The following is a 15024-nucleotide window of genomic DNA, read 5'->3' as shown; positions in this document are numbered from 1 at the left end:
CCATGCCGGTGCACCCCCGCAGGATCGGGTGGCTGCTCACCGTCGCGGGCGCGCTCGGGCTGGTCGCCGCGTTCGTGCTGACCGTCGAGAAGGTCCGGCTGCTGCAGGACCCGGTGTACCGGCCGACGTGCAGCATCAACCCGATCCTGTCGTGCGGCTCGATCATGGCGAGCGATCAGGCCGAAGCGTTCGGGTTCCCCAACCCGCTGCTCGGCCTGGTCGGGTTCACGGTGGTCTCCACGACCGGCGCCGCTGTGCTCGCCGGTGCCCTGCTACCCCGCTGGTGGTGGCTCGGGCTCCAGGTCGGCGCTGTTCTCGGTGTGGTGTTCGTGCACTGGCTGTTCGTGCAGAGCGTGTACCGCATCGGCGCCCTGTGCCCGTACTGCATGGGCGTCTGGGTCGTCACGATCGTCATCTTCTGGTACGTGACGCTGCACAACCTCGACGGACGGCCGATCGTCGACACGGTCGCGCGGTACCACAGCACGATCCTCACCGTGTGGCTCCTCGTCCTGGTCACGTTGATCGGCGTGGAGTTCTGGGACTTCTGGCGGACCCTGCCATGAGCACCTCGACAACCAGACGGCGGTCGGTGCTCGCCGCATTCCTGCTCGGCATGCTCTCCGTGTTCGCGCTGCCCGCCGGACCAGCGAGCGCACATGCGACGCTGGTCGGCTCGACCCCGACTGCGGACGTTGTCGTCGACGCGCTACCCGGCGAGGTCGTCATCACGTTCACCGAGGCGGTCCGGCCGGTTGCCGACAAGATCAGGGTCATCGCGCCGGACGGCGCGCGCCTCGACAGCGGCAAGGCCGTCGCCCGTGGCGTCGAGCTCGTCATCCCGGTCCGCAGCGGCGGCCCGAGGGGCACCTACCTGGTCAGCTACCGGGTCGTCTCCGCCGACAACCACCCGATCAGCGGCGGTTTCGCCTTCTCCTTCGGCGAGGTCTCCGCCACGGCGACCAGCGACGCGGTCGCCGACGTCCAGACGGACCCGTTCGTCAAGCACACGATGTCCGCCGCGCGGTGGCTCGGCTTTGCAGGGCTGATCTTGCTCGTCGGACCGGCCCTCGTCCTCCTCACGCTATGGCCGGCCCGGCTGCCCACCGCAGGCCCAGCCAAGCTCGCGGTCGCCGGCGGCATCCTCCTCGCGGTCAGCGGCCTGCTGGAGCTGTACCTGCAGATCCCCTACACGTCAGGCAGCGGCCTGCTCGGCGGGACCGTCGAAGGGGCGGTCGAGGTGCTCGGGACCGCTTACGGCGCTGCTCATCTGGTCCGTCTTGCCGTCGTCGTCGCGGCCGTGCTGCTCCTGCGGCCGGTCGTCGGCCTGCGTGCGGGGAAGCTCGACCAGGCGCTCCTGATCCTCCTGGGCGTCGTCGGCGCCGCCACCTGGCCGCTGTCCGGGCATCCGAGTGCGTCACCGGTACCCGCGCTGACGGTCGTTGCGGATGCCGCGCACCTCGCGGCGATGGCCGTGTGGGTCGGCGGTCTGGTCGTGCTGGTCGGGTTCCTGCTCCGCCGCGCCGACGAACGCGAGCTGGGCGTGATCATGCCGGTATGGTCCGGCTGGGCGCTGCTCGCCGTGACCGTCCTCGTGCTGGCGGGCACCGCGCAGGCACTCGTCGAGGTCGGCACGCTCAGCGCGCTCACCGGCACCCCGTACGGGCAGCTGGTCATCGTGAAGGTCGGCCTGTTCGCGATCATCCTGGCCGCTGCCGCCTATGCGCGGAACGTCACCAACCGGCAGACCCCTGACGAAGGGAACCTTGCCGAGGTTCGTCGACGGCTACGGGTCGGGGTCCTTGTCGAGGTCGGCGTCGTGGTGCTCATTCTCGGCGTGACGTCCGTGCTGGTGCAGACGACGCCCGCCCGCAGCGTCGAAGCCTCCGCGGCCCAACCCGGCAGGCCGGTTGAGGTGAAGGTCAGCAGCAGCCTGTTCCAGGTAGTGGTGGACGTCGCTCCGGCGAAGACTGGGATCAACACCGTCCACCTGTACGCGCTGAAACCTGACGGCCGCACACCGATCAGGGTCGTGGAATGGAAGGCAACGGTCGCGTTGCCGGCCAAGGGCATCGAGCTGATCACCGTCCCGGTGCTGGCCCTCACCCCGGACCATGCGACCGGACAGATCCAGCTCCCGGCCGCCGGCATCTGGGACATGCGCGTGACCCTGCGCCTCGACGACATCAACCAGGCAACGGTCACCGCCAAAATCCCGGTCGGGTAGGAGCGCGACGCACCATCCAGGGACGCACCATCCAAGGTCGTATCTCGTTGAAGCTACGGGCCGACGACCGACGGCCCCTGACCGAGTGCCACGGCGAGTGGTCAGTACCGGGGGCTTGGGAGCGACCAGATGCGGTGGTTGGTGGCCGCGGCAGCGGTGGCAATGACAGTGACAGCGGCGGGATCGGCCCTGGCCGTCGACACCCTGGATCACCATCACGAGGCCTTCCGGAGCCTGTTCGGCAGCGGGTTGGCGTTCGGACAACGGTCGACCGGTTCATACCTGAAGGCGTCACCGGATCGACGATGGCGGTCAGCTTTCCCGGCGCGACGTACGTCAAGGTGCACTTCGGCGAGCTCGCCCTCCACCCGGGCGACGTGGTGACGGTTGCGGATCCTTCTGGCGCCGAGGTGTACCGGTATCAGCCGGCCACGATCGGCGACGGCTGGGCGGATTCCATCTCCGGGGACACGGCGTTGGTCTCGGTGCAGCATTCACCCTCAGCTGGTTCGTCCCTTGCGCTTGAGTCGTTGTCGCGGCCCGGCGTCCGGGTGGATCAGGTCACCCGCGGGTTCACCGCCGCCGAGTCCGCGGCACGTAGCGGGCAGCGGGCCGAGAGCATCTGCGGAGGTTCGGACGATTCCCGCAACGCCGTCTGTTACCGCTCCACGCAACCCATCGCGTACGGCAGGTCCAAGGCCGTTGCACGGCTGCTGATCAACGGCGCGGAACTGTGCACCACCTGGCGAGTCGGCCCGAACAACCGGCTGCTGACCAACAACCATTGCCTGGCGACCACCGAGGAGGTGCAGTCGGCCGAAGTGTGGTTCGACTACGCCTGCGTCCAGTGCGACGGTCCGGAAACGCCCCGCACGGTGAAGACGCGGGGGAACCGCCTGCTGGCCACCGACGCGACGCTGGACTTCTCCCTGTTCACCGTGGACGATTTCGCCGGCATCGAGCGTTTCGGATTTCTTGAGCTCGACGAGCGCCAGCCGCAACCAGGCGATGAGGTCTACATACCGCAACACCCGAAGGGCGTGCCAACCGTCATCGCCATGGCCGACCCGCAGGAAGCCACCGGCAACTGCGCGGTGAGCGATCCCCGTTATGACGGGTACGCACCGGACACTGATGTCTCCTACCTCTGCGACACCGACGGCGGGTCGTCCGGCTCGCCGGTCATCTCCCGCCGGAGCAACAAGGTGATCGCCTTGCACCACTTCGGCGGGTGCCCGAACTCCGGTGTGCGGATCGACCTCATCTCGGCCCGGATCGCCGCAATGCTGTGAGCGCCAGCTGAGTACTTTGGTGGCGTCGCGCTCCTGACAGATCTTCACACACTACTAGGGACAATAGTAGTATCTGGTGTGAGCCGGGGACCTTGGTGTGGGTCGCTGTTAACCTGGCTTGACGCGGTGCGGGTACCGTCTCGCTCCGGAACTCGCGCCGCGCCGCAGCATTCGCCGATCGTCATCGAACAGAACACCGCGGTCGTCACCAGAGTCAACGCGCTACAGGACAGCACCGCCTCGGCAATCGAACAGCAGCGCACTGACGCACCGCAACGTCTTCATCCCCGCTTCGGAGATCCGGCTACCGAGTGCCGTCCGTTCCCAGCAGTCTGCCGAACTGCCGGACCAGGTCGGCGCCGGTCATGCCGGCCGCCATGAACTCGTGGACGCCGCCGCCATCCATGCCGACGGTGACGCGGACCCGCTCCCCCTCGTCGGTGCTGCGCGCCCAGCGCATCTCCGCCAACGGCAGGTCCGGCGGTACCACACCACTGCGTATCGCCCGTCCAACGCTTGCGGACAGCGCCCACCCGGCCGCCGCCGCAACCACGGCGAAGACGCCAAGGACGCCTGCGCCCGCGAAGAGGACATCGCCGGCACGGGCGTTGACGGCGTTCCCAATACCCATGCCGGTCATCGCGACGGCCGCTGCGGCGAACGCGGCGCCGCCCGCCCAGCGCAACAGCCTGTGGTGACGGGCGGTGCGACCGATCACGTACACACCGCCGTCGGCGAACCACAATGTCGCGATCGTCCCGTCCACTGTTTCAACCCCACGTAGTTGCACGCTGCCACCGTACGCGCCCGGTAGCCGTCGTCTGGTTGACCGTGGCGGTGGCACGATTCGGGGATTCGTTACTACGAGGCTGCCTAGTAGTGTCCTTTTCATCAGAACGAACGACAACAGCACAGCCACTTGGAAGGAACACCGCGATGAGTGAGTACGGCGAGTTCGAAACCGGGTACGAGTCCGGTGACGTCGAGCAGCTGCACACCGAAACCGGCAGCGAGCAGGACTACCAGTCCCAGTTCGGCATCTACGCCCAGGACAGCGCCTCGGCCGAATCGACCGACTTCGAGACCGGCAAGCACATCGAGTACGAGGGCGCCGACGGCTCCCGCTACGAGTCCACCGACTACACCAGCTACAGCCACGACGAAGCCGAAACCGACTCGGTGTTCGCCGCCGAAGGCAGCGAGCAGTACTCCGCGTCGGAGTTCTCAAGCATCGACGCGCTGCGCGCCCAGTTCGAATCGGCGTTTGCCGAGGGCACGCAGATCTCCGACGGCGGCGGCCAGGCCGGCCTGTCGATCGCTTCGAGCTGACGCCCAACTCGTGACCCGTCGGCTGTCCGACGGATCCACATCGACTACTAAGTTCCATAGTAGATTCTTGGTGTCGGTGGCGTTGCGGGATGCTGCCGAACGATCTGACCGTCGGATGAGCCCGAACCCGTTCGCTCCGGGCGCTCGGGACGGACGGAGACAGGTCGGCGCCGGCTCCTGCCCAATCCCCCGGGCTGGAGCCGGCGCACCGCACCCACCCCTTCATCGACCCTGAACAGATCGGAAGTCCCATGAGTGAGTACGGCGAGTTCGAGACCGGCACCGAGTCCGGCGAGATCGAGCAGCTGCACACAGAAACCGGCAGCGAGCAGGACTACCAGTCCCAGTTCGGCATCTACGCCCAGGACAGCGCCTCGGCCGAGTCCACCGACTTCGAGACCGGCAAGCACATCGAGTACGAAGGCGCCGACGGCTCCCGCTACGAGTCCACCGACTACACCAGCTACAGCCACGACGAAGCCGAAACCGACTCGGTGTTCGCCGCCGAAGGCAGCGAACAGTCCCACGCCTCGGAGTTCTCCAGCATCGACGCCCTGCGCGCCCAGTTCGAGACCGGCTTCGCCGAGGGCACCCAGATCAGCGGCGGCGGGCATGGCCCGGCCATCGCTGGACACTGACCTGTCGCGCGACGATGCCGCGATGACCCGGTTCTCAGGCCGGAGTCGTCGCGGCATGCGCTATTTGCTGCTCATCGTCATGTAGAGGAATCCGACGATCACCAGCAGCGCCGCCAGGCTGATCAGGATCAGCGACGTGGCAGGTGCCCCGCTGGAGCCAGGCGGCTCTTCGTCCGGTTCCATCGCGCGCCCCCTTCGGCAGCCCGGTGGAAAATCTACTATCCTTGATAGTAGCTGACTGTCCGAGGAGGCGTGCATGCGTGGCTCCGGCGAGCTGGAGGCCGTCGTCATGCGCCGCATCTGGGACCGCGACGGACGCGCCACCGTCCGGGAGGTCATGAGCGACCTTCAGCCCATCGCGTACACCACCGTGCTCACAGTGATGGAGAACCTCCGGCGCAAAGGGCGGCTCGATCGGACGCCTGCCGGCCGCGCGTACTGCTACATCGCGGTCACCGGCCGGAACGAGTACGTCGCAGGTCTCATGCGCCAGACACTCGACGACAGCGACAACAGCGGTCTGGCCTTGTCGCATTTCGTCCGGCAGATGACCGTCGAGGACGCCGCCGACCTTCGTCAGGCGCTCGCCCTCCACGCCGGTGACAGCCCCCTGGACCGGTCCGGCGGCTACAGCGACAACGCGTCGGGCGCCCAGGACACGTAGCGGTCGAACATCGCCATCGCGAGCGGCGCGATCGCGACCGCAGCAACACCAACAGCGATGCACGCCCTGCTCAGGGCGGTGAGCGGGCGTGGCGGCGCAAGGAGGCGGTGCAGCCGTTCCAGGCTGTCGCCACCGCCGACGGCCAGCAATCCGCCGGGCGGGCCGGCCGGCTGCGCCATGGTGACGAGCGCACGGGCAAGGTCGATCCGATCGGCGCTGCGGGCGGCCGTGTCGTCCGCGCACAGCTCGACCAGCCGCTCGACCTGGCGTCTCGCCAGCTGGAAGCAGGTGATCCCAGGGAACGCCTGCACGAGGAACCGGACCCAGTGGGTCAGGTGGTAGTGGCGTCCGCTGGCGTGCGCCCGCTCATGCGCCAGGACAGCGCGCAGCTCCGGAGCCCCGAGCTGGTCCACCGCGCCGGACGTGATCACGATGTCGGTCGCCCGCCCAGGCATCAGATAGGCAGCGGGCTGGTCATGCCGCACCATCGTCGCCCCCGGCACCGACGACGGGATACCGGCGAGCCGGACCAGCAGCCGCAGATCCGCACGCTGGGACCGCTGGGCGGCAACCATCCGGACGGTGCCCAGCCCCATCCGGTAGCACAGCGCCGCCACGGTCAGCAGACCGGCGACCGCGGCGACCTGGGCGGGTTCGTCGTGGCGGCCGAGCAGAGCGTCGAGGCAGAAGTGCCACGCCCCGCTCACCAGGTCGTGGGTGCGGTCCCAGTACAGCAGCAGGTTGAGGCCAGTGAGCAGGCTCGACGCCACGACCGCGCACGACCCTGTGAGCCATGCGGCCAGAGCCAGCCGCGGCGCGCGCAGGACCCACGAGGCGGCAGCCAACCGTGGCGCGGCCAGGAACGCGAGCAGAGCCGTGAACGCAATGAGCAGCAGCGGGCTCATCGGCCCGAGATCCGGCGTTCGTAGCTGCTCAGCGCCTCACGCAGCGCGGCCGCCTCGTCCATCGTCATCCGGCCGACAAAATGCATCAGCGCTTCACCGCGGTCGCCGCTGTCGACCAGGACCTCGTGCATGGTCTGCGCCACCAGCTGATCGCGGGTCAGCGCCGGCAGGTACCGGTAGGCACGACCGTCCGGCTCACGGGTGAGCCACCCCTTACGGAACAGCGTGTCGATCACGGTCATGACAGTGGTGTAGGCGAGCTCCCGATGCCACCGCAGGTCGGCCATCGCCTCACGGACGGTGGTCGGTGCCTGCCGCTTCCACAGCACCTCCATGAGTGCCGTCTCCAGCTCTCCGAACCCCTGCACGACGCACCCTTTCGACCCGACTGACGGCCAGCGTAGCGTGGCGACGCCCACAACCGGACCGACCGAACGGTGGCGATCCGCCCCGCTTGCACCTCAGCCGGGTCCGACCTTGCCTCCGGCTATCGGGGATGCGACGACCGCTCGTCACCTACTACTTCTGATAGTAGTGTCTTCCCGGTCAACGGCGAAGCCGTGCCCCTGCCGCCGCCACCGACCACAGGAGGAGCACGGCGTGTTCAAACCTCGTCCGTTCCCGCTCGCCGGAGCGGCCGCCGCCGGCGCCCTGCTCGGCGTGCTGACCACGGCCATCGGCACCACGCCAGCCGGGGCGCACGTCACCGTCAGAGCCGACAATCCGCAGGCCGGGGCCCGCGACGTGACGGTGACGTTCACCGCCAAGGCGGAGTCACGGCAGGCCGGTCTCGTCTCGGAACGCGTCCTCCTGCCGGCCGGCCTCAGCCCGAGCGACCTCCGTCCGGTCTCGGCACCGACCGGATGGAAGTTCACCGCAGCAGCTGACGGATACACGGTGTCCGGCCCAGCGTTGCGCCCCGGCGTCGACGCGACCTACGCCATCATGATCGCGCAGCTACCGATGAACGCCACGACGCTGGCTTTCAGAACACTCGAGACGTACAGCGACGGCACCACCAACCGATGGGTAGACATCCCGACCAGCGAGCAGCCCGAGCCGGCCAGTCCTGCCCCCATGCTCACGCTCAGACCCGCCACGGCGAGGGCCGAGACCTCCGCTCCAGCGACCGCAGCGGCCAGCCCAGCAGCTCCGCAGGCCGCGACCCCGACGATTGCCAGCGGCGGCAAGTCCACCGGCGCCCGGATGGCGCTCGCGGTGATCGCTGCGCTCGCAGTCCTGGTCACGGCAGCAGTCATCGCCTTCGCCCTGACCCACCTGCGCCGCCAGCCCCCGACCGCCTGATCCTAGCCACGCGCAAATCCGCAGGTCAGACGCTTTTTTCGCGACCTGTTAAAAATATATCGATGGACGTACACTCGCATGCATGTGGAGAACGCCCGCCAGGCAATCGTTTTCCTATCGCGTACTGGCTGCAGCGGCAATTCTGACAATCTGTGCTGGCTGCACCAGCGAGTCGTCACCGGGAGTGCCCGGCACACCCGCCGCCCGTCCGCCTGCCGGTCCCTTTTTGGCCGGGACGCCGACGGGCCATCCGGGAAGTCCGACGGCCATGCACGGCTCCTGGGACGTCAGCCAACTGGACGACCCGTGCCGGACACTGACACGGGAGGAAGTCGTTCAGGTCCTGGCAATACCGGTCAACCCGGCGCTGAAGGTGGACAGCTGGCCGCCGGTGTGCGCCTTCGGCCTGACGCCAGGCTTCGGCCCGCTCGCACCCAGCGATAAACCCGGCGTGACGGAGTACTTCTACATCCTCGACGACTCCGCGATGAGCGGTCGGGAGGACTTCGAACGTGGGCGCAGCAATCCCGCCGTCGTCGAGTCGGTCGCCGGGATCGGTGATGAGGCGTACTGGACGCCGGACAAGTTCGAGCTGCAGGTGATGAGCGGCAGGACGCATCTCACCGCCAAGTTCAGCGGCGCCAAGCCACCGGCCGACCCCAAGACGAAGGTCATCGCGCTCGCCCGCATCGCGCTACCCAGAGCCAAACCCCAGTAGCCGACGGCTCAGGACAGCAGGCTCGCGCCGATCCACGACCCGCGCTCGACCCCGGCGGGGCAGGCGAACACGCCGCTTGCCAGGTGCTGGCTGAAACCGTTGAGCGGATCGCTCGAGGCCAGTCGCTGCTGGATGGGAACGAACTGGCGCTGCGGATCACGCTGGAAGCAGATGAAGATGAGACCGGCATCCATCAACCCGTTGGGGTCTGCGCCGGCGTCGTACGAGTACGACCGCCGCAGCAGTTTGGCGCCGCCGTTCGCCTCGGGCGACGCCAGCCGGACGTGCGCGGCGGGAACCCCGTCGAGCCGGTCGTTGCTGTCGCGGTGGCGTCCGATGATCGTTTCCTGCGTGGCAAGGTCGGTGCGGTCCCAGGTGTCCAGCAGGAGCCGGATCCGCCGCACGACCAGATACGTGCCGCCGTGCAGCCACGCCGGACCGTCGCTCACCCACAGGTGGTCTGCCTGTTCCTGCTCGCTGGCCAAGTCAAGGTTGGCGGTGCCGTCGCGAAACCCGAACAATCCGGTGGGATCGGCCCTGTCCCCCGCATCGCGGGAGCCGATCTGCCGCCAGCGAAGTTTGGCGCTGGACCGTCCAGCGTTCACCAGGGCACGGACGGCGCCGTGCGCCGTCGTCGGGTGTTGAGCGCAGATCTGGACGCACAGGTCCCCGCCGCCTGCGGCCGGGTCGAGCTGCTCACCGGGAAACGACGGAAGCTCGGTCAGCGCCGTTGGACGCCGGTCGGCCAAGCCGAACCGCCCCTCCGTGAACAACGCCGGACCGAAGCCGAACGTCAGGCTCAGTGCGGCATCCGGCCTGCTGGTCAGTTCGACCGCGACCTGGGTCCACGTCTGCAGCAGCTCGATGAGACCTCCTCGGTCCCTCGCCACCACGTCGAAACCGGCGATCTGCAGGAACGGCAGGATCGGAGTGGTGATGCCCGCCTGGTGAACACCGTGAAACGCCAGCGACGGCGCATCGCTGCACGCCGCTGCGCCGAGCAGCGATCCTCCCAGGATTCCGGTGCTGGCAAGCACCGAGCGGCGCGACATCCCCCGCCCGCGCAATGCTGAACCCATAGCCAGAACCTACATCGAACGCAATCCATCGGACCAGCGCGCCGCTGCGGGTGTAGTGCCGAATCAGCCACGCAAGACGCTGGGGTTGCAGTCCGTACCAGGTCGACGCGTTGGACAGGAACGCTGCCCGCCTGTGCGCCGGGACGAGAACAGTCCTGGAGGAATCCACCCACCTCCGACAAGAGCGCCAGCTGGCCGACGTCGGCCCGTGGAAGGTGGCGTGGCGGTCATCAACGGCTGGTGATCGTTTTCAGGCGCTTTCATCGTCACCGCGCCGGTCGGCACGGGCCGCGTACGCCATCCACCGTGATTGATTGACGTTGACTCGGCGGCCCTGCCAGCATCCGGCTGCCCGCCGACCGGCGTGGCACCTGCCAGGGGAAGGACCGCCGTGACCGGATCTGTCACATGGCGCGGACGCGCGGCGGCGCTGGTCGCCGTCCTGCTGCCGCTCGCCGGCCTGCCGTTGTTCGCGTCCGCCGCGTGGGCGGCGCCGACCGAGCACATCGAGAACGGCACGTTCACCGACGGGACGGACCCCTGGTGGGCGGGCGGCACCACGCTGTCCGCCCGCGACGGCAGGCTCTGCGTCGACGTCCCGGCAGGCGCCGCCAACCCGTGGGACGTGAGCATCGGCCACAACGCCGTGCCGCTGGCCGACGGCGCCCGGTACACGCTGCGGTTCACCGCGCAGGCCAGTGCGCCGGTGACGGTCAAGGCCAACGTGCAGCTCAACGAGGCGCCGTGGACCACCGTCACCAGCCGCGACGTGGCGCTGACCAGCCAGCCGAGCACCCACACATACGAGTTCACCGGCGGTATCGACTCGGCCAACGGCACGCTGACCTTCCAGCTCGGTGGTGCCGCCTCCGCGTACACCTTCTGCCTCGACGACGTGTCGCTGGCCAGCGAACCGGGCGAGGACCCCGGCGGCGGTCCGGAGCAGATCGACAACGGCCGGTTCGACGAGGGCACGCTGGCCTGGTACTCCTACGGCACCTCGAACACCGGGGTCACCGACGGCGCGCTGTGCGCCACCGTGCCGGGCGGCCTGGCGAACCCGTGGGACGCCGGCGTCGGCCAGAACGACGTGGCGCTGGTCGCCGGCGCCCAGTACACGCTGAGCTTCCGCGCCAAGGGCAGCTCGGCGGCGTCGGTCCGCGTCGCGGTGCAGCTCGGCGAGGAGCCGTACACGGCGAGCCTGGCGCAGGCGCTGACGCTGGACACCGCGTGGAAGAGCTACTCCTACACGTTCACCGGCGCCGGTGACAGCGCCAAGGGGCAGGTCGCGTTCCAACTCGGCGGCGTCGCCACCGACCTCACGTTCTGCCTCGACGACGTGTCGCTCGTCGGCGGCGAGGCGGAGGAGCCGTACGTGCCGGACACCGGCCCGCGGGTCCGGGTGAACCAGGTCGGTTACCTGCCGGCAGGCCCGAAGGCCGCCACCGTCGTCACCACCCGCACCGAGGCGCTGCCGTGGCAGCTGCGGGACGCGGCCGGGGCGCTCGTCGCGTCGGGCACGTCCACACCCCGCGGCGTGGACGCCGCCTCGGGGCAGAACGTGCACACCGTCGACTTCAGCGGCTTCACCCGCCCCGGTACCGGGTACACGCTCGTCGCCGACGGCGAGACCAGCCACCCGTTCGACATCTCCGCCGAGCTGTACCGGCGGCTGCGCTCCGACGCACTGCAATTCTTCTACATCCAGCGCAGCGGCATCGCCATCGACGGCGGGCTCGTGGGCGCGCAGTACGCCAGGCCCGCCGGCCACCTCGGTGTCGCGCCGAACCGCGGCGACACCGACGTGCCGTGCCAGGCGGGCGGCTGCGGCTACCGGCTCGACGTGCGCGGCGGCTGGTACGACGCCGGCGACCACGGCAAGTACGTCGTCAACGGCGGTATCGCCACCGCGCAGCTGCTCAGCACGTACGAGCGGACAAAGACCGCAGCGACCGGCCGGTTCGGCGCGGCCCTCGGCGACGGGTCGCTGCGGGTGCCGGAGCGGGGCAACCGCATCCCCGACGTGCTGGACGAGGCGCGCTGGGAACTGGACTTCCTGATGCGCATGCAGGTGCCGGCCGGTCAGCCGCTCGCCGGGATGGCCCATCACAAGGTGCACGACCAGGCGTGGACCGGCATCCCGATGCAGCCGCAGGACGACCCGCAGCTGCGGGAGCTGCACCCGCCGTCGACGGCGGCGACGCTGAACCTGGCCGCGACGGCGGCGCAGTGCGCCCGGCTGTTCGCCCCGTACGACACCGTGTACGCGCGCCGCTGCCTGACCGCGGCCCGCACCGCGTACGCGGCGGCGACGCAGCACCCGGCGGTGTTCGCCGACCCGAACGACGGCAACGGCGGCGGGACCTACGCCGATGGTGACGTCAGCGACGAGTTCTACTGGGCCGCGGCGGAGCTGTACCTCACCACCGGGGAGGCCGGCTACCTCGGCGATGTGACCGCCTCCCGGCACCACACCGGTGACGTGTTCACCAGCTCCGGCTTCGGGTGGGGCTCCACGGCCGCACTCGGCCGGCTCGACCTCGCCACCGTCCCCAGTGGACTGTCCACTGCGGAGCGCAACAGGATCCGGCAGTCCGTGCTCGACGCGGCCGGCCGGTACCTGACCACGCTGCGCGGCCAGGCGTACGGACTGCCGATGCCCGGCGACGCGGGCGCCTACTTCTGGGGCGGCAACAGCAACGTCATCAACAACGCGGTCGTCCTCGCGACCGCGTTCGACCTGAGCGGCCGGGCCGAGTTCCGCGACGGCGCGGTGCAGGCGATGGACTACATCTTCGGCCGCAACGCCCTGAACCAGTCGTACGTGACCGGGTGGGGCGAGCACGCGTCGCAGAACCAGCACAGCAGGATCTTCGCCAACCAGGCCGACGAGCGGCTGCCGCACCCGCCGGCCGGCTCCCTCGCGGGTGGCGCCAACGCGGGCCTCGACGACCCGTACGCGGCGAAGCTCCTGCGCGGCTGCAAGCCGATGTTCTGCTACGTCGACCACATCGAGTCCTACGCGACGAACGAGGTGGCGGTGAACTGGAACTCCGCGCTGGCGTGGATGGCGTCGTTCCTCGACGACCAGGGCACAGCGGCGCCGGCAGTGGCCGCCTGCACCGTGCGGTACATCGACTACGGCCGTTGGCAGGACGGGTCGGGCTTCACCGGTCAGGTGGAGGTCACCAACACCGGGACCGCCACGGTCGACGGCTGGACGCTGCGGTTCGCGTGGGTCACCGACCCGGTGCTGCGCGAGGCGTGGATGGCGAAGGCGACCCAGGACGGCGCGACGGTGACGGCGACGAACGAGACCTACAACCGGCGCATCCAACCGGGAGCGACGGTGATGCTCGGATTCAACGCCACCACCGCCCTGGGACTCGCGAAGCCTCCACCGGGGTTGTTCACCCTCAACGGCGCGGTCTGCGGCAGCGGCTGAGCCACCGGTGACGTGGGCCTTCCCGGTACTCGGGAGGGCCCGCGCTCGGTACGCTGTCGGGCGGGGGCGCCAGCCCATGGTCGCGGCACGACGGTGGGTGCCCCGCAGGAGCCGGAGGTCGACGTGGTGACGCGGGATTCGTCGCACAACCTCGGCATCCTGCTGCGCCACGTGCACCTCAGTGGCCCGGTGTCGCGGGCCGAGCTGGCCGAGCGCATGGGGCTCAACCGCAGCACCATCCTGGCCCTGACCGCCGAACTGACCGCCGCCGGCCTGGTCAGCGAGCAGATCCCCGGCGGCACGGGCGGGCGTGGGCGCCCGTCGCTGGTCGTGCGCCCCCGGCCCGGCCGGGTCTACGTGCTGGCGTTCGACGTCGCGGTGGACAAGCTGACCGCGGTCCGGGTCGAGCTGGGCGGGGCGATCGTCGACCGGCACGAGGCCCCCCGGCCGCGGGCCGGCGCCGACCTGGACCTGGTGGTCGACGTGCTCGCCAGGTTCGGCCGCCAGTTGTACCGCACCGCGCCCGCCGGGGCGATCTGCGTGGGCATCGGCGCGTCGTACTGCGGCATGATCCGCCCCGGCGACGGTGTGGTGCGCTACGGGCCGGACCTCGGCTGGGTCGACCAGGCGTTCGGCACGGCGCTGTCCCAGCGGCTCGGGCTGGGCATGCCGGTCGCGGTCGGCAACGAGGCGCACCTGGGCGCTCAGGCCGAACAGCAGCGCGGTGCCGGCATCGGTCTGCAGAACCTCATCTACCTGCACGGCGACGTGGGTGTGGGCGGCGGCATCATCGTCGGCGGCAAGCTGCTGGCCGGTGACGGCGGCTACGGCTGCGAGGTCGGTCACATGATGATCAACCCGTACGACGGCCGCCCGTGCCTCTGCGGCTCGCGGGGCTGCTTCGAGGCCGAGGTGGGCGAGCGGGCCCTGCTGCAGAACGCCGGCCGCCCCGACAGCGAGTTCGGCCGCGACGCCGTCCGCACCGTCATCGACGACGCCGACCGCGGCGACCCGGCCGCCCAGGAGTCGGTCCGCCGCATCGGCGACTGGCTCGGCATCGGCGTCGCCAACGTCATCAATCTCTTCAATCCGGGCATGGTCGTCTTCGGCGGCATGCTGCGCGACGTCTACCCGGCCGCGGCGGCCGAGGTCCGCGCCCGCATCGCGGTCAACGTCCTGCCGGTGGCCCGCGAGCGGGTCCTGCTGCGCACGTCGGGCCTGGGCGACAACGCGACCATCGTCGGCGCCGCCGAACTGGCCTTCGCCCCGCTGCTGACCGACCCGCTGGGTGTGTTGGCCGGCCGGGAATCGGCGACGGTCGCGTCAGGGCTCGGCGCCCGCCGCTCCGCGTAGCGCGCCGTCGCCGAACGCCCGTAGTCGCGTTACTGATCGACCTCCTCCCGCTCGCCGGGTAAGCGTGCG

At 69.7% G+C, this 15024-nt stretch carries 15 protein-coding genes; 10 read left to right on the top strand and 5 right to left on the bottom strand.

The features are described 5' to 3' along the window. Positions 1–2: 2 nt before the first annotated feature. From AB0K00_RS19805 to AB0K00_RS19795, 3 genes are read left to right on the top strand one after another with little or no spacing between them, the layout of a single operon-like run. Positions 3–566, top strand: a complete 564-nt coding sequence (locus AB0K00_RS19805) for a vitamin K epoxide reductase family protein (RefSeq protein ID WP_363522653.1) — start codon at positions 3–5, stop codon at positions 564–566. Next, on the top strand, positions 563–2227 hold the full coding sequence (locus AB0K00_RS19800) for a copper resistance protein CopC (RefSeq protein WP_363522651.1): 1665 nt from the start codon (positions 563–565) through the stop codon (positions 2225–2227). Before AB0K00_RS19805 ends, AB0K00_RS19800 begins: the two co-directional genes overlap by 4 nt. A 47-nt stretch (positions 2228–2274) precedes the next feature. Then, positions 2275–3519: a serine protease gene (locus tag AB0K00_RS19795; protein ID WP_363522649.1), complete on the top strand. Its 1245-nt coding sequence runs from the start codon at positions 2275–2277 to the stop codon at positions 3517–3519. A 304-nt stretch (positions 3520–3823) separates the two neighbouring features. Here the strand turns inward: AB0K00_RS19795 and AB0K00_RS19790 are convergent, their stop codons facing one another. Further along, a complete protein-coding gene (locus AB0K00_RS19790; protein ID WP_363522647.1) occupies positions 3824–4285 on the bottom strand; it encodes a hypothetical protein in 462 nt (153 codons plus the stop codon). Between the two features lie 170 nt (positions 4286–4455). Here AB0K00_RS19790 and AB0K00_RS19785 point away from each other — a divergent pair, with 170 nt between their 5' ends. Further along, a complete protein-coding gene (locus AB0K00_RS19785) occupies positions 4456–4848 on the top strand; it encodes a hypothetical protein (RefSeq protein WP_363522645.1) in 393 nt (130 codons plus the stop codon). A gap of 251 nt (positions 4849–5099) precedes the next feature. Beyond that, a complete protein-coding gene (locus AB0K00_RS19780) occupies positions 5100–5486 on the top strand; it encodes a hypothetical protein (RefSeq protein ID WP_363522643.1) in 387 nt (128 codons plus the stop codon). A 60-nt stretch (positions 5487–5546) separates the two neighbouring features. Here the strand turns inward: AB0K00_RS19780 and AB0K00_RS19775 are convergent, their stop codons facing one another. After that, a complete protein-coding gene (locus tag AB0K00_RS19775; protein WP_363522642.1) occupies positions 5547–5669 on the bottom strand; it encodes a hypothetical protein in 123 nt (40 codons plus the stop codon). Positions 5670–5742: 73 nt separating this feature from the next. Here AB0K00_RS19775 and AB0K00_RS19770 point away from each other — a divergent pair, with 73 nt between their 5' ends. Beyond that, a complete protein-coding gene (locus AB0K00_RS19770; RefSeq protein ID WP_363522640.1) occupies positions 5743–6150 on the top strand; it encodes a BlaI/MecI/CopY family transcriptional regulator in 408 nt (135 codons plus the stop codon). Here AB0K00_RS19770 and AB0K00_RS19765 read toward each other — a convergent pair. Beyond that, positions 6114–7055, bottom strand: a complete 942-nt coding sequence (locus tag AB0K00_RS19765; RefSeq protein WP_363522639.1) for a M56 family metallopeptidase — start codon at positions 7053–7055, stop codon at positions 6114–6116. The two genes, AB0K00_RS19770 and AB0K00_RS19765, sit on opposite strands and share 37 nt — an antisense overlap. Further along, positions 7052–7423, bottom strand: coding sequence for a BlaI/MecI/CopY family transcriptional regulator (locus tag AB0K00_RS19760; RefSeq protein WP_363522637.1), 372 nt, complete (start codon positions 7421–7423; stop codon positions 7052–7054). Before AB0K00_RS19760 ends, AB0K00_RS19765 begins: the two co-directional genes overlap by 4 nt. 232 nt (positions 7424–7655) lie before the next feature. Between AB0K00_RS19760 and AB0K00_RS19755 the strand changes: the two genes are divergently transcribed. Beyond that, on the top strand, positions 7656–8360 hold the full coding sequence (locus AB0K00_RS19755) for a DUF1775 domain-containing protein (protein ID WP_363522636.1): 705 nt from the start codon (positions 7656–7658) through the stop codon (positions 8358–8360). A gap of 82 nt (positions 8361–8442) precedes the next feature. Then, positions 8443–9078: a hypothetical protein gene (locus tag AB0K00_RS19750; RefSeq protein ID WP_363522634.1), complete on the top strand. Its 636-nt coding sequence runs from the start codon at positions 8443–8445 to the stop codon at positions 9076–9078. An 8-nt stretch (positions 9079–9086) separates the two neighbouring features. Here AB0K00_RS19750 and AB0K00_RS19745 read toward each other — a convergent pair whose 3' ends face one another. Next, positions 9087–10130: a Dyp-type peroxidase gene (locus AB0K00_RS19745; RefSeq protein ID WP_363522632.1), complete on the bottom strand. Its 1044-nt coding sequence runs from the start codon at positions 10128–10130 to the stop codon at positions 9087–9089. Between the two features lie 418 nt (positions 10131–10548). Between AB0K00_RS19745 and AB0K00_RS19740 the strand changes: the two genes are divergently transcribed. Both AB0K00_RS19740 and AB0K00_RS19735 read left to right on the top strand, forming a co-directional pair. Further along, positions 10549–13602 (top strand): glycoside hydrolase family 9 protein, encoded by a 3054-nt coding sequence (locus tag AB0K00_RS19740; protein WP_363522631.1) that lies wholly within the window; start codon positions 10549–10551, stop codon positions 13600–13602. Between the two features lie 93 nt (positions 13603–13695). Further along, a complete protein-coding gene (locus AB0K00_RS19735) occupies positions 13696–14955 on the top strand; it encodes an ROK family transcriptional regulator (RefSeq protein ID WP_363522629.1) in 1260 nt (419 codons plus the stop codon). Positions 14956–15024 lie beyond the last annotated feature (69 nt).

Source organism: Dactylosporangium sp. NPDC049525 (assembly GCF_040676755.1).
Lineage (GTDB): Bacteria > Actinomycetota > Actinomycetes > Mycobacteriales > Micromonosporaceae > Dactylosporangium.
The sequence above is the reverse complement of the archived record's forward strand: the minus strand, read 5'-3'. Positions and strand labels throughout refer to the sequence as shown.